Origin of the sequence: Deefgea piscis (assembly GCF_013284055.1) — a bacterium.
GTDB lineage: Bacteria > Pseudomonadota > Gammaproteobacteria > Burkholderiales > Chitinibacteraceae > Deefgea > Deefgea piscis.
This window is the reverse complement of the sequence record NZ_CP054143.1, coordinates 1,437,986-1,450,712: the sequence shown is the minus strand read 5'-3', so window position 1 is coordinate 1,450,712 and position 12,727 is coordinate 1,437,986. Positions and strand designations below refer to the sequence as shown.

Sequence of the window (12,727 nt, the reverse complement as noted above, 5' to 3'; positions counted from 1 at the left end):
TGCTACAGACCAATTTATCCAACTAGGCCAGACCAATGTCCGCATTGCCCACTTTATTTGCCGCCGAGTCGCAACCTGATTTAGCACTGTATGAACAATTATCGCGAACTTTACGCAAGGCGATTTTGGCGGGGTATTTGCCATTGGGAAGCAAAGTGCCGGCCAGCCGCGTGCTGGCAGCCGATTTGGCGATTTCACGCAGCACGGTTGAGCTGGCTTTTTCGCAATTAGAGGCCGAAGGCTATCTGCATCGCCAAGTGGGCGTTGGCAGTTTTGTCGCCATTGCCGCGCAGCCCAAGCCAGCTCGTCCGCGCAAAACCGCCGCAGGTTTATCACAACGCGGGAAAATGATGGTTGAGGCCGGCACCTGCCGCGATGCCACCTCGCCATTCACCGCTTTTACTGCGGGCCAACCCGACCCTGCCGCGTTTCCCCGTGAGTTGTGGGGCAAAATGACCCAACAGCGCTGGAAAAAAGACGGCGAGCGCTTGATGCGTTATGGCGATTCGCAAGGTCTGCCCGAACTACGCGAAGCCATTGCCGGCTATTTGGCGCAATCGCGTGGCGTGGTTTGTGATGCGGCGCAAATTTTAGTGCTGACCAGCTCGCAGCAAGCACTGCAATTAATTGCCCAATTACTGATTGATCCAAATGACACCGTATGGCTCGAAGAACCAGGGTATTTGGGCGCACGCAACGCGCTGCTCTCGGCGGGCGCAAAAATCATTCCAGCACCGGTCGATCACGATGGTCTCAACACCGAGATTTCCAGCACCCTATCGCCACCCAAGCTAATCTACACAACGCCCTCACATCAATACCCGCTTGGGGTAACAATGAGTTTGCCCCGCCGCATGGCCTTACTCGAGCAAGCTGCCCAGCACCATGCCTGGATTATTGAAGACGATTACGACAGCGAATTTAGCTACGAGCAGCGCCCACTCCCCGCCCTGCAAGGGCTAGATCAGCAAGGCCGCGTGATTTATATCGGCACCTTTAGCAAAGTGCTGTTTCCATCATTACGCATCGCTTATCTCGTTTTACCGCCCGATTTAATACCGGCCTTTGTCAATGCGCGCGCCGCGTTTGACGGCCATACACCGCAACTGGCGCAAGCTGTTACCGCCGATTTTATGCACCAAGGGCATTTCGCCAGCCATATCCGGCAAATGCGCGTGCTCTATCGTAGCCGCCGAGATTTATTGCTCACGGCCTTGCAACCACTCTCTGAGCTGATTCAAACCGTTAATGTGAACGGCGGCTTGCAATTTGCAGTTGAAGTCGACCATCACCGCGAACCGCAATGGACCGCAGCCGGCCAAGCGCAAGGCCTCGCGCTACGACCACTGTCGCAATTTTATTTGGGGGAAAGAAAAAAAAGCGGCTGGCTGTTAGGGTATGCATCGCTGAGTAATATTCAAATTAACTCAGCAGTCGATACCCTCAAAAAATGTCTTTGATTGAAGATTTTATTCAATATAAAGCCAGCTGCATCTTAAAAACAACGATGGCAAGCCATGCTGGCGACAATGAGCGAAGCGAATTGCGCCAAATTACCGTGGGTAGATAACCCAAGCCAATGAGATTCAAGCATTGAGCAATCCGCACCAAGATCGGTTCAATTTACGCCAAAGCCGGTGCAATTGGCGAAAGCTCATTGCCCCCTACGGTTGCATCGAATTCGGATCGATTGCGGCTTAGGACTGGATGTTGCAGTTCAGCACGGGTCACGACCCGCCCTTACAGCGCTTTACATCCGCGCCATTTCGCACATAAAAAAAACCGCCATTGCTGGCGGTTTTCATTGCATCCGGCGTCTTAGCGCTGCGCGAGCAATACGCCGAACAAAATCAATGCGCCTCTTCCCAATTATTGCCCACGCCGACTTCGGCCAATAACGGCACTTTGAGTTGCGCCACGCTGGCCATGATTTCGGGCAGCTTGCGCGTCACCAATTCCAACTCGGCTTCAGGCACTTCCAAGATCAATTCATCGTGCACTTGCAGTAATAACTTACTTTGCAATTGTTCGGCATCCAACCACTTGGCCACCGCAATCATTGCCAATTTGATTAAATCAGCGGCAGTACCTTGCATTGGGCCGTTAATCGCCGCGCGCTCGGCACCGGCGCGTTTGGCGCCATTGCTCGATTTGATTTCGGGCAGCCATAACCGGCGACCAAACACGGTTTCGACATAACCTAGCTCGCGCACCGATTGCCGCGTTTGCTCCATATAATCGGCCACGCTGTAAAAGCGATTAAAATAGCGCTCGATAAAGGTTTTGGCCGCTTCGCGGGTGATTTCCAATTGCTGCGCCAAACCAAACACGCCCATGCCGTAAATCAAACCAAAGTTAATCGATTTGGCATAACGGCGCTGCTCGCTGCTCACTTCGTCCAGCGCAATGCCAAACACTTCGGCGGCAGTGGCTTTGTGAATGTCTTGCCCTTGTTCAAACGCTTTGAGCATCGCGGCATCGTTAGATAAATGCGCCATAATCCGCAGCTCGATTTGCGAGTAATCGGCCGAAACAATTTTGCTGCCCGCTGGCGCGATAAACGCTTCGCGAATTTTGCGGCCTTCAGCAGTTCGCACCGGGATATTTTGCAAATTCGGCTCGGACGAGCTCAAACGCCCAGTAACTGCAACGGTTTGATTAAAACTGGTATGAATTCGGCCCGTTTTTGGGTTCACCATTAACGGCAGTTTGTCGGTATAGGTGGATTTTAATTTCGACAAACTACGATGCTCGAGCAGCACTTTGGGCAAGGGATAATCTTTGGCCAATTCGCTCAACACTTCTTCGTCGGTGGATGGCGCGCCTTTCGGGGTTTTTTTAATCACTGGCAATTGCAGTTTTTCAAAAAAGATTTCGCCCAATTGCTTGGGTGACGCCAAATTAAACGGCTGACCTGCCAGCTCGTAAGCGTGGTTTTCTAATTCAATTAAGCGCAAACCAATCTCGTGGCTTTGCTTTTGCAATAAAGCCGAATCAAGCAATACGCCGTTGCGTTCCATAATGTACAGCACATCGCGCGATGGCATTTCGATGTCGCGGTAGACTTCAAGCAAGCGGCCGGTTAACCGTGGCTTAAGGGTATGCGCCAGGCGCAAAGTAATATCAGCGTCTTCGGCCGCATACCGAGTGGCGGTATCAACATCGACCTCGGCAAAGCCAATTTGCTTGGCGCCTTTACCGCAAATATCAGCGTATTTAATCGTGGTTTCACCGAGCTCTCGTTCCGCTTGATCATCCATATTGTGCTTTTCATGGCTGGCCAATACGTAAGACATCAATAAAGTGTCATCACAAATGCCCGCCAGCTCAATACCGTAATTGGCTAAAACATGTTGATCGTATTTCAGGTTTTGCCCAACTTTGCCGTGCTGGCTTGATTCTAACCACGGTTTTAACAAAGCCAAGGTTTCATCAAACGGCAGTTGTTCGGCATGATCTGGGCCGCAATGCGCCAAGGGCAAATACGCCGCCTCGCCCTCAGTCACCGAAAACGACATCCCCACCAAGCGCGCCTGCATGGCGTCTAGGCTGGTGGTTTCGGTATCAAAAGCGGTGATTGCTGCGGCATTGATTTTGGCTAGCCAATCGCTGAGCTGCGCTGCGGTTTGAATAGTTACATAATGCCGCTCAATGATGGGTGCGGCAGGTATTTCAATCGGCGCCTCTTCTGCTATTACTTGGGTAGCAATACCTGCGGTTTTTTCTGCGAATAAATCATCACTGCCGCTGCTAACTGCGGGCGCGCGACTTTCTAATTCGCGTACCCAGCTACGAAAACCAAACTGCTTAAACAGCGCCAATAAGGTCGCGCTGTCTTCGCTCGTTGGCACTAAATCGGCCATGCCTTGCGGGATTTCGGCGCTTAAATCCACATCACATTTAATCGTGACCAAGGCTTTGGCCATCGGCAACCACGGCAAGGTATCACGCAGATTTTGTCCCACTACACCTTTGATTTCATCAGCGTGAGCGATGATATTGTCGAGGGTTTGATATTCAGCCAACCATTTGGCGGCGGTTTTTGGGCCGCATTTTGGCACGCCCGGCACGTTGTCCACGGTGTCGCCAATCAATGCCAAATAATCAACGATTTGCTCGGGCCACACATTAAATTTGGCAAACACTTCATCGCGGCGTAGCACTTCGCTAGTCATGCTGTTTTCGATTCGCGCGTATTCATCCACCAATTGCGCCATGTCTTTATCGCCAGTCGACATAATGGTCGTAATGCCTTGGCGGCTCGCTTCGCGCGCTAAGGTACCGATCACATCGTCGGCTTCAACGCCATTGATCATCAAAATCGGAATCCCAAACGCGGCCACGGCTTGATGAATCGGCGCGATTTGCACGCGTAGCTCATCGGGCATCGATGGGCGCTGCGCTTTATATTGATCATAAAGTGCATCGCGAAACGTCGGTCCTTTGGCATCGAACACACACGCGATATAATCAGCTGGGGTTTGCTGACGCAGTTTTTTCAACATATTCACAAAGCCATACAGCGCATTGCTAGGTGTACCATCGGGGGCGGTTAAATCTCGAATCGCATGGAAAGCGCGATACAAATAAGATGATCCATCGATTAAAAGCAGCGTTGCCATGCGAGAATTCTCTATACTGTTGTAAGAATGGGGATTGCAGCCCACATTATACGCCGTACTCAGGCCAAAGATTCCCAATGCGTTGCGCGCCCTTGCGCAGTGCCTTTGGCGATGGATTAAAGCCGCACTGATTGATCAGCTTGGTGACAGCTCAACATCGCTCGACCTTATTTTTACTCCCAAGGAGTGCCTCATGCGTCACCTTATTTTGAGCCTTAGCTTTTGCTTGGCGCTACCGGCTTTTGCCGCCACCATCGGCGATGGTGTTGCCGATACCCCGCCGGCGATGCCAGCAGAGACCAAATCGACCAAACCCCAGCCGCAACCTGATATTCGTATTGTTGAAAAAGGCGATGCTACGCTCACTGAATACCGCATCAATGGTCGGCTATATCAAATCAAAGTCGTGCCGAAAGTTGGCCAGCCGTATTTCTTAATTGACCCCAACGGCCAAGGTAATTTTGTGACGCAAGGCAATATGATTGATAATATCGCCGTCCCAAGCTGGGTTATATTGGAATTCTGAGAGCGCTCCATGTCTGTTTTTACTACCGTCGCCATCGACGAAATTACGCCATTTTTGCACCGCTATTCATTAGGCCAATTGGTCGAGCTTAAAGGCATTTCTGCCGGTGTGACCAATACCAATTATTTTGTCACGACGACGCATGGTAAATATGTACTGACTTTGTTTGAAACACTGCGCGCTGATGAACTGCCTTTTTACGTCAATTTAATGGTGCATTTGGCGCAGCACGGCATTGCTGTCGCCGCGCCGATCGCCAATTTGCAACACCAATATATTGATGAACTCAACGGCAAACCAACGCTGCTAGTACCGTGTTTGCCCGGCTCGGTCGCCGAATCGCCCACCGTAGAACAATGCGCCCAAGTGGGTGAAATGTTGGCCCAAATGCATTTGGCTGCAGCGAGCTATCCAGCCAAAATGCCCAATCCGCGCGGCCCACACTGGTGGACGACCATTGCGCCGACGCTATATTCATTGATGAATCCACAAGACGCCGATTTACTCGCCGCGGAAGTGGCATTACAAACACAGCACCAACACGACACGCTGCCAACTGGGGTGATTCATGCGGATTTATTCCGTGATAATGCCTTGATGAATGGTGAGCACGTAGGCGGTTTTATTGATTTTTATTACGCCTGCACCGACGTCTTGCTGTACGACTTAGCGATCACGCTCAATGATTGGTGCGTACTTGAAGACGGCGAAATCGATGATGAACGGGCACTGGCAATGCTCAAGGCCTACCAAAGCGTGCGACCACTCAATCCTGCCGAAATTCAAGCTTGGCCAACGCTATTGCGTGCTGCGGCACTGCGTTTTTGGGTATCTCGCTTGCTGGACTTTTACCAGCCAGCGGCCGGTGAAATGACATTTGCTAAAGATCCAAGCCACTTCCAGCGCGTCATCAGCCGACACGCGCAACGTCGCAATTTCTGGATTTAATATGGCCATCTCGGCAAACGAGTTGCAATCTCATCATTCGGCCTTATTACGCTATGCGCTGTTTCAGCTTGGCGATATGCCTTTGGCCGAAGATGTAGTGCAAGAAACTTTGCTGGCAGCGCTCGAAAAGCCCGAGTCTTTTACCGGGCAATCCAGCGTCAAAACTTGGTTAACCGCCATTTTGAAGTACAAAATTATTGACGTACAACGTCGCCGCTACCGCGATCCGCAACTGATCTCTCCGCTGATCGACGAAGAAAACGATAAAAGCGATTTTGATTCACTGTTTGATTCGCACGGTCACTGGGGCAGCGAAGCGCCACGCAACTGGGGCCAGCCCGAAGCCAATTTAAGTGATCAGCATTTCTGGCAAACGTATCATCTGTGCGCGACCAAAATGCCCAAGCGCACCGCCATGGTGTTTACCTTGCGTGAGGTCATGGAGTTAGACATCAACGAAATTTGTCAGCAATTGGAGATCACCGCGACTAATTGCTCGGTGATGCTGTATCGCGCTCGTATGAGCTTACGGCTGTGTCTAGAAAAAAACTGGTTTGACGCAAAAATATCGGGGACCACATCATGATGAAATGCCGCGATATTGCTTTTTTACTCTCTGAATCGCAAGATCGATCACTGTCTTTAAGCGAGAGCCTCCAGCTGCGCCTGCATTTATTCATGTGTAAAAAATGCACTAATTTTTCACACCAACTCAAGGTAATACGCCTCGCGAGCCAAGCTCAAAAAGACGATCGCAAATAACTCATGCCCAGTAATTTTTTGACACAACTTCAGTCAATGACTGAATCTCACGGCCTATTGTTCGGCGAAAACACTGCGCCCTATTGTCTCGATCAACGCCGTCGTTTCCAAGGCCAAGCATTGGCCGTCGCCCGCCCGAAATCAACTGAACAACTGGTGGAGCTGGTCAAACTTTGCGCAGAGCACCACATTGCGATGGTGCCACAAGGTGGCAATACCAGTTTATGTGGTGCCGCTACGCCAGACAGCAGCGGCCATAGCCTGATTATCGCTTTTGAACGGATGAATCAATTCATCGAAGTCGACGCCGACAACAACACCATTACCGTGGATGCCGGCGTCACGCTACAACAAGTGCAAACCGCCGCTTTAGCCGCCAATCGCTTATTTCCAGCCAATTGGGGGGCCGCCGCCAGTTGCCAAATTGGCGGTGCGCTGGCCACCAATGCCGGTGGCGTCAATGTACTGCGCTACGGCAATATGCGCGAACTCACCCTCGGCCTCGAAGTCGTACTGGCTGATGGCACGATTTGGCATGGCTTACGCGGTTTACGCAAAGACAATACGGGCTACGATCTCAAGCAATTATTTGTTGGCGCGGAAGGCACTTTAGGTTTAATCAGCCGTGCCGTATTGCGGCTTTATCCACTGCCAACGGCGCACGCTACCGCCTTAATCGACGTCGATTCACCAGCGGTTGCCGTTGAATTACTGCGCGATCTACAAGCTAAAGTGGGTGATCGAGTCACCTCATTTGAGTTAATTTCGCGCCCCTGCCTAGATTTACTCAAGCGGCATTTTCCAGAGCTGCAACAACCCTTTAGCCCATCACCGGCTTGGTGTGTCTTACTTGAGCTGTCTGATGGCGGCAATAGCGAGCAATTAATTTCGCAATTAGCCGAGATTTTATTTGATGCGGGCTTTAGCAATGCCTATGTGGCACAAAATCAGCGGCAAGCGCAAGATTTTTGGCGTTTACGTGAACGCATTCCCGAAGCGCAGCGCATTGAAGGCGTGAGTATTAAACACGATATCAGCATTCCTGTCGGCGACATTCCGCGTTTTTTAACTGAATGCCAAAATGAATTAATTCAGCAATATCCCGATGCCAATATCGTGGCTTTTGGTCATTTAGGTGATGGCAATTTGCATTACAACTTGTTTTTAACTGAAAAAACCGCGTTGATTTATCAATTTGAGCTAGCCATCAACGCCATCGTTTATCGTTTAGTGGCTCAATATAATGGCAGCATTAGTGCTGAGCATGGGATTGGGCAATTAAAGAAACAATCTCTGAGTCAATATCGAACCGCAACCGAGCTTTTAATGATGCGAAGTATCAAACAAGCACTCGACCCACAACAACTCATGAACCCAGGTAAAGTTTTGCTGGATTTAAATCAGCAAATTGATTGATTAGATAATTCATCGCTAAGTCATTCATTAACCATCAATATTTATGCAAAAATTTTCTAACGCAGTGCCAAAACCACAGCTCATCTCAGCCAATGGGGCGAGAAGGTCAGAAAATTTTTGCTTTTCTGTTTAGTACATTACAAGAAAAGCCCGACTTTTAGATTATTATATCTACTTACCATATCTGTGCTTGCTGTATGCTTGCGCCCCAAGAAACAACACTAATACCCATCATTACAATGAGTCGCTATGGATAGTTCTACAAGCAGCTCTGCCAAACATGCATTCGATTGGCATTTTAGCGAAAATCAAGCGCATTTCGATCCCCTACTCGATTGCTTAGTCGAGCTCACGCGAATTCATGGTGCGCCGTGGACGCATGAAGCTCTGGCTGCCGGCTTGCCTTTAGTTGAAAACCGGCTTACGCCATCTTTATTGCCACGCGCTGCCAAACGCGCGGGTCTATCAGCACGCGTATTGCGCCGCAACCTCAATGAAATCCCCGATCGCTTGTTGCCGGCCATTTTATTGCTCAATGATCAGCGCGCGTGTTTATTACTTGAACGCCAAGCCGACGGCCAATACAAAGTGCGCTTTCCCGAGGGCGCAGAATCGGTTGAAATCTTAAGCGAAGCCGAATTAGTTGAGCTGTACAGCGGCATTGTGCTGATTGTTCGCCCGCGTTTTCGCTTTGATTTACGCACGCCCGAAATGGGCAAAATTCGTGAACGGCATTGGTTTTGGGGGGTCGTGTTTGATAATTGGCGAATTTACCGCGATGCCTTAATTGCGGCATTGCTGATTAATATTTTTGCCTTAGCCATGCCCTTGTATTCGATGAATGTTTACGATCGGGTGGTGCCCAATCACGCGATGGAGACGCTGTGGGTGCTTGCGCTGGGCGCGATCCTCGTCTTGGGTTTTGATTTCGTACTACGAACTGCGCGCGGCTATATCCTAGATGTCGCCTCAAAACGCATCGACGTGACTTTATCGGCGTTGATTATGGAGCGCGTTTTAGGCATTCAAATGAGCTCGCGCCCCGCTTCAGTGGGCTCATTCACTGCCAATTTGCGAGCATTCGAATCGGTTCGTGATTTTATTGCTTCGGCCTCGATTACCACCTTGGTTGATTTGCCGTTTGTATTGATTTTCTTTTTGGTTTTAATGTGGATTTCGCCGTGGCTGGTGTTACCACCGCTGGTTGGCGCGATTTTAATTATTGCTTTTGCTTGGCTGGCTCAAGCCAAAATGAATCAACTGGTTGAACTGACCCAACGCGCATCGGCACAACGCAATGCCACCTTGGTTGAAAGCATGGTTGGACTTGAAACCATCAAAATCATGGGTGCCGAAAGCGAAATGCAACGGCGCTGGGAGCGTGCTACGCAGTTTTTGGCGCAAATTGGCGGCCGTTTAAAATTAATGTCGACCACCACCGTTAACTTTGCCCAAGCCATCACCCAATTGGTTTCTGTTGTAATGGTGATTGTGGGGGTGTATTTACTGATTGAAGGCCAGCTCTCAATGGGGGGCATTATTGCCGCCTCAATGTTGGGGGGCCGCGCAATGGCACCACTCGGACAAGTAGCCGGTTTATTGATGCAATATCAAAACGCCAAAACCTCGCTTGGCGCGGTTGAGTCGCATATGCAAATGCCGATTGAACGACCTGCCGATAGTAACTTTTTGCACCGTGAATCCTTCCGTGGCGAGATTGAATTTCGCAATGTGACGTTCAAATATCCGAACAATGACGATATCGCCTTAAAAAACGTTAGTTTTAAAATGAATGCCGGAGAAAAAATCGCCATTATTGGCCGAATTGGCTCGGGTAAATCAACCATTGAAAAACTAATCTTAGGGCTGTATCAGCCTACAGACGGCGCGGTGCTTATTGATGGGATCGATACCCGCCAAATTGATCCGGCAGAATTACGTCGGGCCATCGGCTATGTGCCGCAAGATCCATTACTATTTTTTGGCTCATTACGCCAAAACATCGCCATGGGTGCGCCCTACGCCGAAGATAACCACATTATTGCCGCTGCTGATTTGGCGGGGATTGCCGAGTTTGTTAACGCCCATCCGCGTGGCTTTGAAATGCCAATTAGTGAACGCGGCGAATCGCTGTCTGGCGGCCAACGTCAAGCGATCTCCATCGCCCGCGCGGCACTCAATGACCCGCCGATTTTTATGCTCGACGAGCCTAGCAGCGCGATGGATCACCAAAGTGAAGAGCGCCTAAAGGGCCGCTTGCGTACTTATCTCGCCGGTAAAACGATGATTTTAGTCACCCACCGCACCTCATTACTGGAGCTAGTTGATCGACTGATCGTGATCGACCAAGGACAAATCATGGCCGATGGGCCCAAAGCCCAAGTCGTTGAAGCCTTGCAACAAGGTCGAATTGGCAAAGCAGGGAGCAGTTCATAATGCAGCGACTACTGCAAAGCCTCAAATCAATGTGGGCGCGCGTGCAACATTGGAGCGACTTGGTCTTTGATCGCTATTTATTTAGCACCGATAAAAGCGATTTAATCGACGATAGAGATTTCATCGCCGATGCTGACAATGTCATTATGGAGCAAAGCCCACGCGGCGCTCGCGTACTGATTCGCACTGCTGCGCTAGCTGTGGCGGTACTCATACTCTGGGCCGGTTGCGCCAAAATCGATGAAGTCACCAAAGGCGATGGCCGGGTGATTCCATCGAGTGAATTACAAGTGATTCAAAGTTTGGACGGCGGGATCGTCAAACAAATTTTGGTACATGAAGGCCAAGCCGTAAAAAAAGGCGATTTGCTGATCAAAATTGACTCGACCCGTTTTGCCTCGTCGCTGAATGAAGGCCGCGCACAATATTTGTCGCTCAAAGCCAAAGCCGCCCGCCTTGACGCCATTGCCAATGGCAAAGCACTCATGATTCCTGAGGATGTTGAAAAAGAAGCGCCCGATCTGGCCGCACAGGAAAAGCTACTTTATCAATCCAAAATGGCCGAGCTCGATGCCAGTATGGGCATTGCTAAGCAGCAACTGAATCAAAGAACGCAAGAGCTCAATGAAGTGCGCACCAAGCGTGAGCAAGCGATTCAAGGCTACGATCTGACTAAGCGTGAGCTCGATGCCACTCGCCCACTATTAAAAAGTGGCGCCGTCTCGGACGTTGAAGTTTTACGTTTAGAGCGAGACGTATCTCGCTACAAGGGTGAGATGGACGGGGCTTCGGCGCAGATACCCCGTATTCAATCCTCTATTGCAGAAGCCAGCAGAAAATCGCAAGAAGTCGACTTAATGTTTCGCAACCAAGCGCGCACTGAGCTCGCCGAAGCTTCAGGCAAACTGAGCAGCATCAGCCAAGGCAATTTAGGCCTAGCCGACCGAGTGAAACAATCGGATATTCGCTCCCCAATGGACGGCACAGTGAAACAACTCTTTGCCAATACCGTTGGCGGCGTCGTTCAGCCCGGTAAAGACATTATCGAAATCGTACCAGCAGGTGAAAGCTTACTGCTAGAAGCCAAAGTCTTACCCAAAGACATTGCTTTTTTACGTTCAGCACAACCGGCTTTAGTTAAATTTTCTGCGTATGACTTTTCGATCTATGGTGGATTAGATGCTGAAGTTGTCAACATTAGTGCTGATACTGTCAAAGACGAGAAAGGCAATGCGTTTTATTTGGTTCGAGTCAAAACCAAAAATAGCTTTTTAGAAAAAGACGGTAAACGTTTACCAATTATTCCGGGGATGATGGCTGAAGTGGATATCTTAACCGGTAAAAAAACGATTCTTTCTTATTTAATCAAGCCAGTACTTCGGGCTAAATCTTCTGCATTGACCGAACGATGACACCAGCCATTTATTTTTATACTCAAGACAGTGGCCTATTGCGCCACTGGCAAGCCAGCTTTGATGGCGTTGAGTTGCCACAACAAGAATGGGCACATGCTGCTGGTAGTATTGCGGTTATCGATAGCCAATACCCAGCACTGCCTGCATGGAACGAGCCGATTTGGCAGCAACGGATGCAGCATCAGTTCGTTATCGTCGTGAATACCTTCCCGAACGATGAAGAAGGTTATGCAGTGCTTTTGGCGGGCGCTGCGGCGTATTGCCATGCTGCGGCACCGAAAGAATTATTACAGCAAGTCATTAGCGCTGTTATTTCTGGCGAAATCTGGGCTGGTCGTAGCTTGGTATTGCGCTTACTGAATGCCGTCAACCGACTTCCAGCAAAACCCGACCCACTCTTAGTGCTGTCTGATCGTGAACGAGAAGTCGCGCACGCGGCTGCCCGTGGTCAAAGCAATAAAGAAATCGCCCGCGCGCTCAATATCACCGAACGTACGGTTAAAGCGCATTTGAGTGCTTGTTTCGAAAAACTCAAGGTCAATGACCGAGTTCAACTGACACTCAAAGTCAACGGCATCAATTAATCACGCAAGTTGTACTTC

General features: G+C 49.9%; 10 protein-coding genes. 9 read left to right on the top strand and 1 reads right to left on the bottom strand.

What is annotated here, in order from left to right; genetic code table 11:
• The first annotated feature begins 35 nt into the window (after positions 1-35).
• Positions 36-1,460 (top strand): MocR-like pyridoxine biosynthesis transcription factor PdxR, encoded by a 1,425-nt coding sequence (gene pdxR / locus HQN60_RS06980; RefSeq protein WP_173532964.1) that lies wholly within the window; start codon positions 36-38, stop codon positions 1,458-1,460.
• Between the two features lie 390 nt (positions 1,461-1,850).
• Here the strand turns inward: pdxR and polA are convergent, their stop codons facing one another.
• On the bottom strand, positions 1,851-4,622 hold the full coding sequence (gene polA / locus HQN60_RS06975; protein WP_173532963.1) for a DNA polymerase I: 2,772 nt from the start codon (positions 4,620-4,622) through the stop codon (positions 1,851-1,853).
• Positions 4,623-4,815: 193 nt separating this feature from the next.
• Here polA and HQN60_RS06970 point away from each other — a divergent pair, with 193 nt between their 5' ends.
• The 8 genes from HQN60_RS06970 (at position 4,816) to HQN60_RS06935 (ending at position 12,709) form a co-directional block, all read left to right on the top strand.
• Positions 4,816-5,148 (top strand): DUF2782 domain-containing protein, encoded by a 333-nt coding sequence (locus HQN60_RS06970; protein WP_173532962.1) that lies wholly within the window; start codon positions 4,816-4,818, stop codon positions 5,146-5,148.
• Positions 5,149-5,157: 9 nt separating this feature from the next.
• On the top strand, positions 5,158-6,096 hold the full coding sequence (locus HQN60_RS06965; RefSeq protein ID WP_173532961.1) for a homoserine kinase: 939 nt from the start codon (positions 5,158-5,160) through the stop codon (positions 6,094-6,096).
• Position 6,097: 1 nt separating this feature from the next.
• Positions 6,098-6,682 carry a sigma-70 family RNA polymerase sigma factor gene (locus tag HQN60_RS06960; RefSeq protein ID WP_173532960.1) on the top strand — a complete coding sequence of 195 codons (585 nt, stop codon included), beginning with the start codon at positions 6,098-6,100 and terminating at the stop codon, positions 6,680-6,682.
• Positions 6,679-6,858: an anti-sigma factor family protein gene (locus HQN60_RS16470; RefSeq protein ID WP_173532959.1), complete on the top strand. Its 180-nt coding sequence runs from the start codon at positions 6,679-6,681 to the stop codon at positions 6,856-6,858. The genes HQN60_RS06960 and HQN60_RS16470 overlap by 4 nt, the downstream gene beginning before the upstream one ends.
• A gap of 36 nt (positions 6,859-6,894) precedes the next feature.
• Positions 6,895-8,274 carry an FAD-binding oxidoreductase gene (locus tag HQN60_RS06950; protein WP_254456693.1) on the top strand — a complete coding sequence of 460 codons (1,380 nt, stop codon included), beginning with the start codon at positions 6,895-6,897 and terminating at the stop codon, positions 8,272-8,274.
• A 249-nt stretch (positions 8,275-8,523) separates the two neighbouring features.
• The gene (locus tag HQN60_RS06945) at positions 8,524-10,710 is read left to right on the top strand and encodes a type I secretion system permease/ATPase (protein WP_173532957.1); all 2,187 of its coding nucleotides are present in this window, start codon (positions 8,524-8,526) and stop codon (positions 10,708-10,710) included.
• Positions 10,710-12,122 (top strand): HlyD family type I secretion periplasmic adaptor subunit, encoded by a 1,413-nt coding sequence (locus tag HQN60_RS06940; RefSeq protein WP_173532956.1) that lies wholly within the window; start codon positions 10,710-10,712, stop codon positions 12,120-12,122. Before HQN60_RS06945 ends, HQN60_RS06940 begins: the two co-directional genes overlap by 1 nt.
• A complete protein-coding gene (locus tag HQN60_RS06935; protein WP_173532955.1) occupies positions 12,119-12,709 on the top strand; it encodes a response regulator transcription factor in 591 nt (196 codons plus the stop codon). Before HQN60_RS06940 ends, HQN60_RS06935 begins: the two co-directional genes overlap by 4 nt.
• Positions 12,710-12,727: the final 18 nt, after the last annotated feature.

Excerpts from the sequence above, each read along its gene's own strand:
- pdxR (WP_173532964.1), top strand. The coding sequence starts at position 36 with ATGTCCGCATTGCCCACTTTATTTGCCGCCGAGTCGCAACCTGATTTA.
- polA (WP_173532963.1), bottom strand. The coding sequence starts at position 4,622 with ATGGCAACGCTGCTTTTAATCGATGGATCATCTTATTTGTATCGCGCT.
- HQN60_RS06970 (WP_173532962.1), top strand. The coding sequence starts at position 4,816 with ATGCGTCACCTTATTTTGAGCCTTAGCTTTTGCTTGGCGCTACCGGCT.
- HQN60_RS06965 (WP_173532961.1), top strand. The coding sequence starts at position 5,158 with ATGTCTGTTTTTACTACCGTCGCCATCGACGAAATTACGCCATTTTTG.
- HQN60_RS06960 (WP_173532960.1), top strand. The coding sequence starts at position 6,098 with ATGGCCATCTCGGCAAACGAGTTGCAATCTCATCATTCGGCCTTATTA.
- HQN60_RS16470 (WP_173532959.1), top strand. The coding sequence starts at position 6,679 with ATGATGAAATGCCGCGATATTGCTTTTTTACTCTCTGAATCGCAAGAT.
- HQN60_RS06950 (WP_254456693.1), top strand. The coding sequence starts at position 6,895 with ATGACTGAATCTCACGGCCTATTGTTCGGCGAAAACACTGCGCCCTAT.
- HQN60_RS06945 (WP_173532957.1), top strand. The coding sequence starts at position 8,524 with ATGGATAGTTCTACAAGCAGCTCTGCCAAACATGCATTCGATTGGCAT.
- HQN60_RS06940 (WP_173532956.1), top strand. The coding sequence starts at position 10,710 with ATGCAGCGACTACTGCAAAGCCTCAAATCAATGTGGGCGCGCGTGCAA.
- HQN60_RS06935 (WP_173532955.1), top strand. The coding sequence starts at position 12,119 with ATGACACCAGCCATTTATTTTTATACTCAAGACAGTGGCCTATTGCGC.